We start from the raw sequence: 15,354 nt of genomic DNA on the forward strand, positions 1-15,354 counted from the left end.
ATATTTTGTCGCACTTAACTTAAACGAATTCAGTCATCATCATAGGACCAAGATTGGTCAAATTGCTGATCATTTTCTTGCTTAAATTTGCTTATTTGTCGTCGATCTTTTTTACTCGGTCGATGATCAGGTCGCGCTAGATTATGCAATTTTCTTTGGGTTGAAATCAACTCTCTACGTGCCACACTGACTTCTGTTTCTTCATATAGTTGTTGTGCAATAGGCGCACCGCCACGAATTGCAGACAATGCTTTGATCACCACTGTTTTTCGATCAAATCCTTGCTGTATGGTTAATTCCATGCCCACACGAATTTCTTTAGAAACTTTGACACGCTCATTATTGTGATGAACTTTGCCGCCTTCAATTGCATCTTTGGCAATCGAGCGTGTTTTAAAGAAACGTGCAGCCCAAAGCCACTTGTCTACACGCATTGTTTCAAGTTGTTGTTTCTCAGGCTGTTTTGACATCGACATCCTTATTTTCTAAGTTTAACTTGGTGAGTAATGGTAAAAGCTCAGTTAAATGATGAATTGCAGGGTATTCCAACTCAAGGACATGACGTGCTGCACGACCACTTGATGGTTGAGTAATCGTAATCAAATGTTGTATACCAAATTTTTCAGCACCTTTGAGCACAGGAGTAGTATCATCAACCAAACAAGCATTTTGAGGATCAAAAGGATACTTCTGCTGAAGAATTTCCCAAAATTCGACAAACTCTTTGGAATATCCAATTTCTTCACTACTGATCATCACTTCAAAATAAGGGCTTAGGTCGATATTTTCAAGTTTAAGCTGTAATCCTGCGCAATCTGCATTGGTAAGTAGCCAGCAACGATAACCTTGTGCTTTTAATTGTTCCAGTAGTTCAAAGCAACCTGGTCGAGTTGCAATTTTGTCTTTATATTCATATTGTAATTTTAGAACATCTACGCCTACTTTCTCAGACCAGTATTTTGAAGAATACCAACACAGTGTGTGATTATGTTGCTGATAAAATGTATTCAGGGTGTTATGGCTCTGCTCTAAACTACATTGATGTGTTTGTGCGTGACGCTCAGGGAGTTTGGTGTTCCAGATGAGATCGTCAAAAGCCAAATCGAGGAGCGTACCGTCCATGTCAAAAAAGATGATCGGTTTTTGCATTCAAGAAACTCCTAAGATTTTTAAAGTACATCAAAGCTCATCATAATATATAAAAATACTTAATTTTTAACACTATAATTCAGGATTAAAAAAGATTTAAACATTTTCAAAAATTTTTAAAGCCGTATGCCGTATAAAGTTATGTATGCTTGAAGAAAAATTATGTACATATGTGTGCATGTATTTAAAAACAAATCTCATAACAACCAAGTATAAGAGATTTGAATTCTTAAATCATGGGATTCACTAAATATTGGTTAAAATCTAACAATGGAAAAACAGAGAATAGAGATGATAGAGATAGAATTGAAATCATCATTGTTGGTGATCGCTTATTGGTGTCTATGCATATGTCGTCAAAGAGAAAATAGCCTTTCAATATTGCTGTCTTTTTAATGGAGAAGTCTAAGGTTTGGATATTTGGACATAAGCTTCGATTAAGACTTGAATTTCAATGTAAACACAGAAATGTGTTAAAAAATGAACATTGATCGACTGTCCACTCTATTGTTTAGGGTCAATCCACACAATTTTTAAATTTCATATACTAACTTGCTTCATCACTGGATATTTTTGTCTTTGAAATTAAAATATCAGTTAAATAGTTTATTTAGATAAACTAATGTTAAATATTGATTTAAAAGAAAAAAATTGAAATAGTCATATTCTGCCAATGTGATAAAAGTATTTTGAATAGAAAATCCTTCTTAGAGACTGCGAATGTGTTTTCTATCTCCTTTACTGGAGTTTTTTGTGTGATGGTGCATGTTATTTTGTTATGTAGACCATTTTTAATTTAGACAATTTTTTAGCTAAAATGGATTAAAATGAACATCTGTATTGGTGGACCGTGGAATGGATGCAAGTTATTGGGAGATTCCCATGATAAATCTTTTAAAGTTAAAGATAATAAATTACAGAGAATAGTAAAATATAATAGAAAAATAATTCACATCAAAAAAAATGTATACATTTTTTGGATCGTAGATGAATTGAGCGAATCTGAAGCTTCTACTTTGATGAATGATTATTTGCGTGAATACTTCATTAAGGCTGAAATAGAATTAATTGGAGATGAGTAATGAGGCGCTCAAGGACCTTTCTTTCATGAATGAGGTATATAGTCACTTATTGCGGGTTAATCCAAATATAATAAAGAAAGGTTTTCCTATGTTAAATTAAATATAAAACAATATATTAGATCGATTTTATGAGTCAAAAAAATGATCATGTGGTCCGAATCATATGGGGGATTGAAAGTACCTTCTCCCTTCGGGAGAAGGTTAAGATAAAGGGGCTTTAATATTGATTTATAGTATTAAAAATGACTTATGAAAGAAGCTTATTGTGTTTTTATCAATCTCTTTTGAAAGATCATTGGTTTGGTAAGAATATAATTTTTCAATTTTTTAGAGACAGCTTAGTCTAGTCAATTGAATAAATACCTAAAAGTCTATGATGATATTCAAAAGCATATCATCTATTTAAAGTACAATTAATTGTTTAAAAGCTATTGTTTTCATGCACTCAACATAAAAAAATGATAGGCTTAAGCACAAAAATCAGACATCCTACAGGTCAGATCAATGTTTATCACTACTCAAGCACCACAAGATGACCAAATTTCAAAATTGGTTCCTGTTTTGGTCAAAGCAAGTCAAATTTTACTTGAGGAATACCAAAACTATTGTGCTGGGCGAGCATTTAATATTGATCAAAAGGATGATCAGTCTCCAGTAACCCAAGCTGATTTAAAGGTTAATGCTTATTTAATTGAACAATTGGCACAAGTTACGCCCGAAATTCCTGTGTTGTCTGAAGAAAGTGATTATTCAGAACGTCATGCTTGGGCGGTGTGTTGGATGCTAGACCCTTTAGATGGAACCAAAGAATTTATTCATGAACGTGATGAATTCACCATCAATTTAAGCCTGATTCATAATCATCAAACCATATTCTCTATTATTGCTGTACCGACTGAACAAGTTATGTATTTGGGTTATTTAACAGAACTCCCATATAAGTATTCATTTACTCAGGGGACATGGGAGCGCTATTGCAAGTTTAAAGAAGTTGAAGAAGATGCAATCCAAATTGGTTTAAGTCACAGCAGTAAGAATCCCAAATATCAGCAATATATTGATTATATCGAACAAGAGTCACCTGTCATTAAACGAGAGGCGGGCAGCGCCTATAAATTTTGTATGATGCTGGAAGGTGAAATTGATATTTATCCACGCTTCCACCCAACCTCCGAGTGGGATACGAGTGCAGGGCAAGGTTTGCTCGAAAGTATTGGTGGTGGATTGGTCAGCTTAGCGGCAGTACCCTTTACTTATAATCAACGAAATACTGTATTAAATGAAGGTTTTATTGCATTTCGGAATGAGGAAACCAAACAAATTGCCTTGGATGCACTTGGTAATGTTAGCTTTTAATATAATTTAGCTTTTTAGATAATATAGATATCTATTTTACAGATGATTTAACACTTTGTGACTTATGTTATAGTAAAGCTGTATAAAAAGAGTTTTGAGTTGATATGGCGTTAGATTTATTGCCGAAAAGCATGCTGAAAGCAATAGATTTATTGCCAGATGCGCAGACCCCTGTGACTTTATTTACGCGTCATTCAATTCGTGAAGTTGTGAATGGACAGGGATTGGCTGGCTATGATTTACAACTAACAACTCAGGGGCGTGACTTAGCGCATGCTTGGGGCTCTTATTTAATAGATCATACAGATCGTGTGATTCAGCATTGTATTTCTAGTCCAATTCAACGTTGTGTAGATACTGCTGCTTTGATGATTCAAGGGGCAGATGGTGTCTCCCCCCAACCCAATACCCATCATATTGAAATTGTCGAAAAAGGCTTATTGGTTGAGCCTGGAAGTTTCGTGCTGGATATTAAGCAAGCTGCGCCATACTTTCGCAAGCAGGGTGCGCTCGGTTTTATCAATAGCTTTGTGAATAATGCCTTACCCGGAATGAAACATCCAATTCGTGGGGTAGTTGATGTGCTTGAATTGATTTATGAAACACATCCAACAGTAAGCAATGGTATTAGTTTAGCTGTAAGCCATGATACGATTCTTGCTGCGATTATTGCTGTGATTTCGAAACGTACTCAAATTGATCAAAGTGATTGGCCTGAAATGATGGAAGGGTTGTTTGTTTGGTTTGAGGGAGAGCGCTTTGTGGATAGCCATTTAAAATGGATTTGGCGTGGCGAAAGAGGTGAATTATTGATACGTGACTTTCAACAATAATATGATAAAAAATGGTTGATTATTATTGCTTTACTTGATCGTTGATTAAGCTTGTAGTAAAGCCAATATAACGATGACTAAAATTATAAACTTAATTGTATTCTATTCAGATTAATCACTACTCTAGATGACAAACACAATCGTATTTTGCTGTTGTGATAGGTTTTTCGTCGGTTAATGATAAAAAAATGATGAAATTTAAATTGGTGTGTTATATTTAAGTTGTTGAAATTAAATAATATTTCAATTTTGTCTCAAAAAACATGGATAGAGATAAGTCGTTATAAATATTGGGGAAGATCTGTGATGCACTTAAGGTTTAAATATTTAACAATTTGTACGCTTTCAGCAATGTTGATTGCATGTGGGGGTGGAGGGGAAAGCCATTCTGTAAATGATCAGCCATCAAATCTGCCACAAAATCCAGGAGATGGTACAAATGAACTGCCTGGAGATGGTACACCAGAAATACCAGATAATGGTTCGGGCGGTTCAAATAATGGCTCTACAGAAACTCCACCAAATAGTGGTTCAGATGGCTCCAACAATGGATCTATAGAAACACCTCCAGAGAATGGTTCGGGCGGTTCGAATAATGGATCTACAGAAACTCCACCAAATAGTGGTTCGGATGGCTCTAACAATGGATCTACAGAAACACCACCAGAGAATGGTTCGGGTGGCTCCAACAATGGTTCTACAGGAACACCACCTGAGAATGGTTCGGGCGGTTCAAACAATGGCTCTGAGGGCAATACGGGTACTACACCACCTACTGTCGACAAATATCCTGAACCTGTTAAAAATAAAATCTCGAATAAGATATTGGGATTCTATGATTTTAATGGACAAGGCGAAAATCGATTACTGCGTAATGATTTAACGGGTAATTTCGCTGCAATGGTACAGTTTGTTCAAAGTCATGCGGTCAATCCTAAAAATAATGAACAGGATAAAATGCCACGTTTGACCACTGAAAAAGATGCTTTGTTATTGGTAACGCCTTTGGTTGCGATGGGGGAACTCAACCAATTACAAGCTGAAATTTATCAAGGTAATCAACTGATTCGTACAGTTAATTTAAAAGAACCATCACGCCTTGCAGCTTCAGATCAATCCAATCAGGACGATCGAGCACGTGTCATGTACTCAAAGCAAGCATGGTCACTTGCTTTGAAGTGGAATGAAGTTCGTCCAGGACTTTCTATTCGCGTCATCGATCCAGTCAATAATCGTAGTGGTACGCTTGGCGGAAGCGATATTGACTTTGCAGCGCCCGGAGAGCTTGTGGTTCAAAGTATTCGCTTAGGTTTATTGACCGATGCACCAAAATCCAATGGGCACTATATGCTTTTGGAACCAGAAAAAGCGGGTACTGATTATTTACAAACCATCCCAGCAGCAAAAATGATTGTCAGTAAATATGAGGAAATGAAGCTCAATCGTGTGATGGTTGCGAGTGGCGTGATTTATGATTCAGCGAGCGCGACCAATGGGGGCGTTTATGATGGTGACATGCGTGAGAATACTGCGAAATCTACATTTAGTGTCGGTATAAATTTAGCCAATTGGGGGGTGACCAGTTCCTCCATGCAAAGTCAGGAACAACCACAGCTGACACAAAGTGTTGTGATTCATCATGCCAGAGGTAAATATGCCAATGGTGAGTCAAATCATGGCTTGAGTGGTGGCAATGGGATTTTGACATTGATTGATTCTATAGGAAATGAATTCAGTCATGAAATTGGACATCATTATGGATTAGGACATTATCCAGGTTCTGTTGAAACCAGTGGTAGCCCAACCAATTATTTCTGGTCTGCACATCATGCGGATAGTGGCTGGGGCTATATTGCATTTCGTAATAAGATGCGCGGCAACTTAAATTGGGGCAGTACTAATTTAGGAGATGGGAGTAATGGAGTGCCTAACTTCCAAAATTTATATGCTTATGGCTGGGATGCAATGAGTGGTGGCGCAAGTGCCAGCTTGATTTCTAAATATACCCACTACACAGGTTATAGTACTTGGTTGAAAATTCAGCCTGCATTTGATAAGTATATTTGGGATGCAAACTCAATCACAGGTTATAAAAAGTGGAATGCAAACACACGAGAAATGGTGGATGCTCAACCCAAAACGCCAAACTCAGGCAATGTTTGGTACAACAGTGCAGATGGAAATTTCTTAAAGCCGCGTCTATTTAGTGTGCCAGTTTATACAATTTTAGGGGGATATGACCCTGTAAATCAGGTGGGTATTGTTTATCCTGCTGCGCGTGGTAACTGGGGCAATGTATTCAATTTGCCACAAGTCAATACCTCTAGCACTGCTGCAAGTTGCTGGTTGAATGTACAATATGCCAGTAAAGTTGAACATATTGCACTTGCACCACAACGGGTAAATGCTGGAAGCAATGCCAATAAGTTCCATGTCAATCTTGCACAAAGTGATGCACCTCAAAATGTGGATCTTTATTGCCAAAAAACGGGTCAACAGGCAGTTAAGCTCTCTAGCATCAGTATTCCTGTTGCAATTGAAGCTATGACGCCTTTTGTGACCATTGGTAAGGAAGCAGAATATTCTGCTTTAAGAAAAATTGAAATGCCGCAGCTTGAACAAGCTTTACTCAATAATCAAGGTAAAGCTGTGGTTAAACTTGATGCAAATTCACGTTTATTATTTGACTCTTATCGTCTATTTAAAACTGAACTTTCTCCAAATGCACAGCTTGAAATGGTACGTTACACCCAACAGCAAATAAAACTTTATCGTTTAAATCGTTGGATCAATGCTTATCGAGTTGATTTGGAAAGTGGTAATGCTAAAGCAATTGAGGCATTTAACCGATTTGTGGCTAAATTGGAATTGAATAATGATTTTAATTTAAATGAAGTTTCTAGTCTAAAAAATGGAACCAACTGTTTGAAGGTAGAAACACTGTCTGATGGCAAGCTAAATGCCTACATCAGTGGTAAGAGTGCTTGTACAGGTGATGACTCTGAACAATGGATTTATGATGCGATGGGTAAAATCCATAGTAAGAAATATATGGATCAATGTTTAGCAAGTCAGGCTGGTGTGATCAATCTTGCATCATGTAATAATGAGAGTTCAGCGCAGGCATGGATGATTAATTCTACATTACAACGCATTGAACAAGGTTCAAAATGTTTTGATTTAGAATATGGTTATTTAAATAACAATCGTGCCCGTTTGATTAGTTATAACTGCGGGACAGGTGGGAATCAAAAATGGACAAGTTTACGCTCCAATAATAGTTTGATTTTGGCTGCGACAAGTTCAGCAAACTTACCATTGATCAAACAATTATTGATTCATTAAGCAGAATCAGATTGTTTAGATCGCTATAAAATAAGCGCCTAAGGACGCTTATTTTTTATCATCCTGGATGTTTTTATATTGAAATCGATCAAAGATATTAAGGGTGTTATATTTTTAAGAAAATTGGTCTGCATGCATTAATGAGTGTTGTAAATCTTCAGTTGCTTTACGTCCTTGAAGTTGTAGACTGACTGCATGCATTAACCCTGTCCATGTCTCATTGGGTTCCCACACTTGATGCAACAACTCTTGTGCTGTTGGCATATCCATATCCATAAAATACTGACGATATAAATACATTAGGCTACTGACACGCATGTTCTTGGCACAATGTACCCACACCATTTTTTCCTGCACTAAATGTGCAATCAAATCTAGAGCAAATAAACATTGGTCATCTGCAGGTCGATCCCAATGAATGGGAATTTGGATATAGTTTAAGCCTAACTCAGCACAGATTTTATCTTCATGTTCTAAATGTACAGATGCATCTGTAAATGCCAAATTGATGATCGTATCTACGCCGTATTCTTTAATTTGCTTCAGTTGTTCAACCGTTGGTTGACCTGAAGTCAGTAAATGTTCATGGACAAACTGAAAGTTTGCGATTTGACAGAGTTCTTGTTCAAGTTCGTTCATAGCATTCTTACAGAAAAATTTTAATAACATCATAAACAAAAACGCCATCTATGTAGATGGCGTTTTTATACTAATTAACGCTTTGGTAAAATATCTTTTAAGGCTGCATCCATTTCAAGCAATGCTTTTTCTGTAGTTTCCCAGTCAATACAGCCATCAGTCACTGATTTACCATATTCCAAATCGCTTAGATTTTCTGGAATATCTTGGCGACCACCTTTGATATGACTTTCAACCATGATGCCAACAATCGATTTATTCCCATCAAGAATTTGTTCTGTGATATTTTTCAATACCAATGGTTGCAAATATGGGTCTTTATTTGAGTTTGCATGACTGGTATCAATCATAATTTTCGTACTGACTTTAGCTTTTGCTAGTGCGTTTTCTGCTTCTGCAACTGAGCCAGCATCATAGTTCGGCTTACCATTCCCGCCACGTAATACAACATGCGCATACGGGTTGCCACTGGTACGAATCACTGAAACTTGACCTTCGTTATTCAGACCTAAAAAGCTATGACCATGCTTCACGGACTGCATTGCGTTGGTTGCAACAGTTAAGCCACCATCGGTACCATTTTTAAAACCGACAGGTGATGACAAACCAGATGACATTTCACGATGGGTTTGGCTTTCTGTGGTACGTGCGCCAATGGCAGACCATGAAATTAAATCTTGATAATACTGAGGTGAGTTTGGATCCAACGCTTCAGTCGCACAAGCTAAACCTTTGTCATTTAACTCAAGCAGTAATTTACGTCCTAAACGTAAACCTTTTTCGATATTAAAAGAATCATTCATGTCAGGATCATTGATCAAACCTTTCCAACCTACAGTTGTACGAGGTTTTTCAAAATAAACACGCATGATGATGTAGAGCGTATCTTTTACTTTTTCGCTTAAAACTTTTAAACGATCTGCATAATCATGTGCTGCAACAGGGTCATGAATCGAGCAAGGACCAATCACAACAAATAGACGTTTATCTTTACCATCTAAAATATTACGGACTGTTTCCCGACCATGAAGTACAGTTTGGTAAGCATTTTCATTTAATGGGAGTTCAGCTTTAAGTTCAGCTGGAGTTACAAGCGTTTGAATGCTTTGGACATTCACGTCATCAATATCTGATTGAATAATTGGATTTGAATTTAATGTATTCATTGCCGTCACTGGGTATTAGAACATACAGAAAGTATTTTTAGTGGTCAGAATATAACATGAATTGGTTCAAGTTTTGTTATAAATAAATCATTAAAACTTCACAACCCATTCATAATGATAAGTTATCAATTACAGATTAAATTTAAACCTGCTGTTGTTGAACCGTTTGAGTAACCATGACTGCCTGTGGTTTTTCAACAGGTTTGGATTTAACTGGATTTAAGATAAAGTTAATACCTAGAGCAAATAGGGTGATTCCAAGTACTTTACGGATCATCTTTTCAGGCATTTTCGAGCTGATTAATGTGCCAACAATAATCGCAGGAATAGACCCAACCAGTAGCCATCCGAGTAATTGAAAATCTACGTTGCCTGAAGTCATGTGTGCAAAACCTGCCACAGAGGTGAGTAAAACGGCATGTACCACATCTGAACCAATGATACGAATCATCGGTAAGTTCGGAAACATCAGAATGAGTGCCATGACACCAAAAGCGCCAGCACCTACAGAGGAGAGCGTCACGAATACACCCAGTACAATGCCCATGAGCACGACGTATACACGCTTACCTTGAATGTTAAAATTATTTACCTCTTGAAAGTCGTGTTGATCTTCACGAAATTTGGCAAAAAACTTTTCAATTCTGGCACGGAACATAATGGATAGACCTGTTAGCGTCAGCATAAACCCTAAAACCATGGTTAAGATGGCTTTGTAATGGGTTGAACCGCTCAAATAGTTTTCTAAAACCCAATGGGTCACAAATGATGCTGGAACACTCCCTAAAGCGAGCCAAAGTACGATAGGCCAAACAATATTGAGTTTTTTTGCATGTACAAGTGAACCGCAGAACTTTGAAATCGCAGCATAGAGGAGGTCCGTTCCGATGGCGATGTGTGGTTCAATTCGAAATAAACTAATCAAAATAGGTGTCATCAGTGATCCACCACCGACACCGGTAATACCTACACAGAAACCGACTAAAACGCCAGCCAAAATAAACTCAACAGGACCAAACATGACTTATTTGCCAGATATCAAAAAACAGGCATATCTTATGACTTTTTTGTATAAGTGGTTGTCTTGATTGTTGATTTACTTATGCAAAAAAATGCTAAAGCCTTTATTATCAAAAACACTCAATTTTTAAAATGTTTGGCTAGGTGGTGGAGGCATTTTATAAACAATCAATTAGCCGCTTGATCATTTATTCTTTGTCGCGGCGTTTAGTTTTGATTTGGGGATTTAAAGGTTTAATTAAACTTTTATAGTTAAATACGTAAATATTCATATAAGTGATTAAAATTTATATGAATATTTACAATAAGTTAATTTATATCTTGATGGATTGATAACGTGCTGCCCAGGGTTGTGCTTGTTCTAGCTGTGCCGCCAATTGTAATAGCGTATCTTCATGCCCAAATGGAGCAATAAATTGAGAGCCTAAGGGTAAATGATCTTTGTTCCAATACAAGGGTACAGACATGGCAGGCAAGCCCGTAATATTTGCCAGTTGTGTAAAGGGTACCCACTGCAAATTATTTTTAATCAATTGTTCAACCAGTTTTCCTTTAGCCAGTAAGTGTGCTTGGTCAACTTTCAGTAACCCTTTTAAAATAGGAATTTGCCAAGCAGGTGTTTTGACTTCACCATTTTTTGGTGCAACAGATGCAGTGGAGGGGATAAGGAGTAAATCATATTGGCTAAAAAATTGATTCATTTGAGTTACATAAGTTCCCCAGTTATTCAGGTTGTTGATGTAGTCCAATGCAGATGCTTTAGCACCAAATGCAGCAATGGCTAAAGTATCTAATTCAAAATCTTGATCTTTTGCACCAAACTGCTGTTTAACTTGTTTTACAGTATAAGCACATTGGCTGAACCATGTGGTAATAAAATCTTTAGCCAAAGCCATTCCATCAATCTGCGGTGAAGCTTCTTCAACGATATGCCCTAAGGATTGCAGCAACTTTACAGTGTTTTGAATGGCATTGACGGCATCTTGTGATACTTGAGTACCAATGGGTGATGTGACTGAAAAACCAATACGTAATTTTTTTGGGACTTTTTGAATGATCTCTAAATAGTTTTCTGTTGGACGTTGAATATTAAAAAGTGCACTGTGATCTGAACCTTGTGTTGCATCCAGCATTGCTGCGCTGTCTCTCACGGATTTACACAATATATGCTGCATTGCTGCACCATGCATGGCTTCACTAATTTTAGGTCCCCAAGGCGTACGTCCTCGACTTGGCTTTAATCCAAACAACCCACAATATGATGCGGGAATACGGATTGAGCCTCCACCATCACTTGCCCCTGCAATAGGTACAATTCCAGCAGCAACACTTGAGGCTGCACCCCCTGATGAACCACCACTGTTATATTTGAGATTCCATGGGTTTTTACAGCTTCCCCATGCTTCAGGTTCAGTGATGCCTTTAATGCCAAATTCAGGAGAGTTGGTTAAACCAAAAGTTACGACACCTGATTTAATCCAGCGAGTAACGATTTCAGCGTTTTCTTTGGCAATATATTGGGCATTTTTAAAAGATTTTGAACCGAAAGAGGTTGCCACACCTGCGAACTCTTGGTGGAGATCTTTTAATAAAAAAGGAACGCCAGAAAAATGACCAGAATGGTGGTTATTGGCATTTTTCATTGCCTGTTCATACATCGGAATCACGATGGCATTGATTTTAGGATTGACCTGTTCAGCACGTTGAATGGCGATTTCAAGTAATTCATGGGCTTGTATTTGTCTGCTTTGTACCAGTTGTGCTAAACCGATGCCATCATATTGAATATATTCTGAATATTTCATTGCATTCCCTCGCAATTTAAGGTTATTGGGCAAATATTTTTTGATCTTGTTGAATATCTGTTTCTAAACAAAGTTGGTTTCTTCCTTTTTCTTTCGCCAAATACAGTGCTGCGTCTGCACGTTTGATGAGCTGTTGAAAGGGAATACAGTGGGGTAATGTTTGGTAACTCAAACCTATACTTACACTGATCTGAAGTGTACGTTGATCATCTAAATAAATAGGGGTATCGAAGGCATTGCTGTCCCACAATTTTTCACAAGAGGAAGCTCATTTGAGCTTCCTCTTGTTTTATGGGTATTTTATCGGGTGAAAATAAAGCTTTTAAAGTTCTTCTTTCAAACAAATTCACTTGAATTATTCTGAGTAAACGTTGAACTGTCCAACCTGTTTTTCCTAAATGTCGAGCGAAACTCACCAATAAATAGGCGATCATCGCAATCCAGATTTGTGTCTGAATTGCGTTCCTGCTGCGGCCTAGAAACGCTTTTAATTTGAGATTCTGCTTAATCGCCTTAAAGAACAGCTCAACTTTCCAACGATCTTTATAAATCGCCGCAATGGTGGAGGCGGCTAAATGAAAGTTATTGCTGAGAAAGCTAAAGTGCTTGCCACTTTGCTGATCTCTATATTCAATTCTTCTTAACACTGGGGCTTTTCTTTTTAGGGCATGTGCGCTATTCAGCTGAATGGTTTCATCTTTTAGAATACCTTTGGATTCAAGCACTGGATGTTGCTGGATCACCTGATACACAGATTTAGGCCTAAAACGTGTGACAAATCCAATGTTTTGAGCAGTCAGATTTGCATACCATTGGTAATCGACATAGCCTTTATCAAAAACTACAATGCTGCCAGCAGGAAACTGGAATTTGCGGCCTTGTACCATGTCATTTTCTTTGCCATTTTCAACTGCAACAAACTCAGGAATATCATTGCTGTGATTCAATCCTATACTGAGTTTCATGCTGGCTTTTGAGTCGTGAACTTTGGCCCATTCACATAAAGAAAGCGACAGGTCAATATGACTGGCATCCAAGGAATACAAGGGATTCTTAAAGCGAAATTTATGAGCTACTTTTGAGTGTTCATAGTATTTAAGCAACTTGTAAAATAGCTGTTGATACAAGGCAGCAGGCTGCTGCTCATTGATTCGTGCCAGCGTGCTTCGGGGAATAGACTTTGCTCCGAGATGACTCAGCTTTTCCTGTTGGCACTCCAAATTGGATTGAATATCTCTCAGACTTTGCCTACAAGAGAATTGAGACATCAATATGGCAATAAACTGATCCCACCGGGAAGCCGCTCTAAATTTCTGTCCAACATGGTGTACTTTAGCAAGTTGTTCAAAATCCTGTCGCACAACAGGTTTAATTAGCTCATGAAATACGGTATTCTGATGTGACAAAACCTGAATCCTGGTCGTTAAAGTGTTTGTTTGCACTCATATTTTAACTGTTAGGACTCAGGTTTTTTTATTTAAAGCAAACTATGGGACAGCAGTGGTATCGAAGGTCATATTACAGATTCTTTGAGCAATTGCGATACTTTGATCTAAGCTTAAATCTTTCAGTAAAATTGCAAATTCCTCTCCCCCTAAACGACCAAACAAGTCATGGGCACGTAGCTGTGCTTTTACTTGTTGGGAAAATGTTTGTAAAACATAATCCCCAATCAAATGTCCGTATTGATCATTAATTTTTTTAAAATGATCTAGATCCAGCAGTAATATCGTCACACTATGCGCTGTTTTTTCAGTATTTTTGGTGATTGTACGTTCACTTTCCTCATAAAAATAACGTCGATTTAACGTAGTTGTTAAACCATCATGATTGGCGAGGTATAAAATCTGATGATATAACTTTTGTCGGTTACGACTGATAATGGTTAGTGTCAACGGTCCTAATGCCAGCATAAACAAACCTATTCGAACGGAAAGCGTTGTTTCTAGATAGGCATTTGGTGATTGGGTAATATAGTATGAGGTCAATGCATTATATAAAAGCATACATACCCCACAATTGATAATTGAGACAAAGAATAGATTATAACTGAGTGCAGCCCATATCAATGCTGCAATTGGGAACATGATTGCACCCGGACCGATAAAAAAGTGGGTGAGTGTTACTGAGAAAACAACACCTAAAAAAGGTAAAATAAGTTGGGCTTGAACGGGTTGTTGCTTAAATTCATGGAAATAACTTTGTAATGTAGTGCGGTTTGGAATTGCTAAGACGATTGGTAAAAATGCTATGACATTGAGGATTTCACCAGTCCACCACATCCCAAAGTCGATCCAGATTCGTTCGATAGACATAAAGGTATTGGGCAAGTGAGGAACCGTTAAGCAAGCAACTGTAGCTGCGGCGAGACAACCACCAAATGCACTGATGCCAAAAAGATATAAAAATGTTAAACCTTTATTATATTGTTTATAGTCTAATTTAAAGAAATGAATAAGTAATAAGGTTACCAAAGCGTGCGATAGATTGGCTAAGGTTAAAAATAAGGTCACTAAAAAACTATTTCCAGTGATCAGGTCTGCAAGCATAAAACCTGAAAATGCACCTAGCCACCCACCAATATTTTTGAGCGTGGTAAATCTTAAAAAGAGTCCAAGTAAGACGGCATTTGCTGGCCAGAAAATAGCAAGAAAGGAGAGCGGTCTACCCAATATTCCAGCCAAAGCACAGGCAAATATGATCACTGCAATCAGAAAAAATGCAGAAATATTGTCCTTAAACGTTTGACTTAAATACAGTATCGCTCGTGGCAAATGACTAACCTATTTTAGAAGAATGCTTAATTCCAATTCCAAGTCACGTGGCTTTGTCTTTAAGGTAGTAATGATAATCATATCTATGTATATCGATAAATCAATAGTTTTAATCGCCTTTAATCCAGCATTTTAGAAATTTATTCTGCAGTTGAGCTTGGATAAAGATTGTTCTTATATGGTTA

13 protein-coding genes are annotated in these 15,354 nt (G+C 37.4%); 4 read left to right on the forward strand and 9 right to left on the reverse strand.

The features are described from left to right. Positions 1-29 precede the first annotated feature (29 nt). Both TOL5_RS09615 and TOL5_RS09620 read right to left on the reverse strand, forming a co-directional pair. The gene (locus TOL5_RS09615; protein WP_004830486.1) at positions 30-470 is read right to left on the reverse strand and encodes an RNA-binding S4 domain-containing protein; all 441 of its coding nucleotides are present in this window, start codon (positions 468-470) and stop codon (positions 30-32) included. Continuing rightward, the gene (locus TOL5_RS09620; RefSeq protein ID WP_009587002.1) at positions 454-1,149 is read right to left on the reverse strand and encodes an HAD-IA family hydrolase; all 696 of its coding nucleotides are present in this window, start codon (positions 1,147-1,149) and stop codon (positions 454-456) included. The genes TOL5_RS09615 and TOL5_RS09620 overlap by 17 nt, the downstream gene beginning before the upstream one ends. Before the next feature lie 827 nt (positions 1,150-1,976). Here TOL5_RS09620 and TOL5_RS09625 point away from each other — a divergent pair. The 4 genes from TOL5_RS09625 to TOL5_RS09640 all read left to right on the forward strand — a co-directional run bounded on the left by TOL5_RS09625 (position 1,977) and on the right by TOL5_RS09640 (position 7,765). Continuing rightward, on the forward strand, positions 1,977-2,231 hold the full coding sequence (locus tag TOL5_RS09625) for a hypothetical protein (protein WP_004830489.1): 255 nt from the start codon (positions 1,977-1,979) through the stop codon (positions 2,229-2,231). A 504-nt stretch (positions 2,232-2,735) separates the two neighbouring features. Further along, positions 2,736-3,587 carry a 3'(2'),5'-bisphosphate nucleotidase CysQ family protein gene (locus TOL5_RS09630; RefSeq protein WP_151779427.1) on the forward strand — a complete coding sequence of 284 codons (852 nt, stop codon included), beginning with the start codon at positions 2,736-2,738 and terminating at the stop codon, positions 3,585-3,587. A 104-nt stretch (positions 3,588-3,691) separates the two neighbouring features. After that, entirely contained in the window at positions 3,692-4,420 is a 729-nt protein-coding gene (locus tag TOL5_RS09635) for a histidine phosphatase family protein (protein WP_009587013.1), read from the forward strand. A gap of 306 nt (positions 4,421-4,726) precedes the next feature. Continuing rightward, positions 4,727-7,765, forward strand: coding sequence for a M66 family metalloprotease (locus tag TOL5_RS09640; protein ID WP_121775206.1), 3,039 nt, complete (start codon positions 4,727-4,729; stop codon positions 7,763-7,765). A gap of 114 nt (positions 7,766-7,879) precedes the next feature. On the opposite strand, the gene TOL5_RS09645 is transcribed toward TOL5_RS09640, so the two are convergent. From TOL5_RS09645 to TOL5_RS09675, 7 genes are all read right to left on the reverse strand, one after another. Further along, the gene (locus TOL5_RS09645) at positions 7,880-8,404 is read right to left on the reverse strand and encodes a protein tyrosine phosphatase family protein (protein ID WP_042088806.1); all 525 of its coding nucleotides are present in this window, start codon (positions 8,402-8,404) and stop codon (positions 7,880-7,882) included. 74 nt (positions 8,405-8,478) lie between these two features. Then, positions 8,479-9,570 carry a 3-deoxy-7-phosphoheptulonate synthase gene (locus tag TOL5_RS09650; RefSeq protein ID WP_004830496.1) on the reverse strand — a complete coding sequence of 364 codons (1,092 nt, stop codon included), beginning with the start codon at positions 9,568-9,570 and terminating at the stop codon, positions 8,479-8,481. A gap of 142 nt (positions 9,571-9,712) precedes the next feature. Next, positions 9,713-10,591, reverse strand: coding sequence for a sulfite exporter TauE/SafE family protein (locus tag TOL5_RS09655; protein ID WP_005031919.1), 879 nt, complete (start codon positions 10,589-10,591; stop codon positions 9,713-9,715). A gap of 313 nt (positions 10,592-10,904) precedes the next feature. Next, complete coding sequence (locus tag TOL5_RS09660) at positions 10,905-12,395, reverse strand: amidase (protein WP_121775205.1); 1,491 nt, start codon at positions 12,393-12,395, stop codon at positions 10,905-10,907. A gap of 22 nt (positions 12,396-12,417) precedes the next feature. Continuing rightward, a complete protein-coding gene (locus tag TOL5_RS09665; protein ID WP_228740315.1) occupies positions 12,418-12,645 on the reverse strand; it encodes a diguanylate cyclase domain-containing protein in 228 nt (75 codons plus the stop codon). A gap of 4 nt (positions 12,646-12,649) precedes the next feature. Continuing rightward, positions 12,650-13,801: an IS4-like element ISAbe18 family transposase gene (locus tag TOL5_RS09670; RefSeq protein WP_005176703.1), complete on the reverse strand. Its 1,152-nt coding sequence runs from the start codon at positions 13,799-13,801 to the stop codon at positions 12,650-12,652. Positions 13,802-13,882: 81 nt separating this feature from the next. Then, the gene (locus TOL5_RS09675) at positions 13,883-15,169 is read right to left on the reverse strand and encodes a GGDEF domain-containing protein (RefSeq protein ID WP_228740316.1); all 1,287 of its coding nucleotides are present in this window, start codon (positions 15,167-15,169) and stop codon (positions 13,883-13,885) included. Between the last annotated feature and the right edge of the window lie 185 nt (positions 15,170-15,354).

This window comes from Acinetobacter sp. Tol 5 (assembly GCF_019702905.1).
GTDB lineage: Bacteria > Pseudomonadota > Gammaproteobacteria > Pseudomonadales > Moraxellaceae > Acinetobacter > Acinetobacter bereziniae.

Coding starts and splice junctions, on each gene's coding strand:
- TOL5_RS09615 (WP_004830486.1), bottom strand. CDS start 470: ATGTCAAAACAGCCTGAGAAACAACAACTTGAAACAATGCGTGTAGAC.
- TOL5_RS09620 (WP_009587002.1), bottom strand. CDS start 1,149: ATGCAAAAACCGATCATCTTTTTTGACATGGACGGTACGCTCCTCGAT.
- TOL5_RS09625 (WP_004830489.1), top strand. CDS start 1,977: ATGAACATCTGTATTGGTGGACCGTGGAATGGATGCAAGTTATTGGGA.
- TOL5_RS09630 (WP_151779427.1), top strand. CDS start 2,736: ATGTTTATCACTACTCAAGCACCACAAGATGACCAAATTTCAAAATTG.
- TOL5_RS09635 (WP_009587013.1), top strand. CDS start 3,692: ATGGCGTTAGATTTATTGCCGAAAAGCATGCTGAAAGCAATAGATTTA.
- TOL5_RS09640 (WP_121775206.1), top strand. CDS start 4,727: ATGCACTTAAGGTTTAAATATTTAACAATTTGTACGCTTTCAGCAATG.
- TOL5_RS09645 (WP_042088806.1), bottom strand. CDS start 8,404: ATGAACGAACTTGAACAAGAACTCTGTCAAATCGCAAACTTTCAGTTT.
- TOL5_RS09650 (WP_004830496.1), bottom strand. CDS start 9,570: ATGAATACATTAAATTCAAATCCAATTATTCAATCAGATATTGATGAC.
- TOL5_RS09655 (WP_005031919.1), bottom strand. CDS start 10,591: ATGTTTGGTCCTGTTGAGTTTATTTTGGCTGGCGTTTTAGTCGGTTTC.
- TOL5_RS09660 (WP_121775205.1), bottom strand. CDS start 12,395: ATGAAATATTCAGAATATATTCAATATGATGGCATCGGTTTAGCACAA.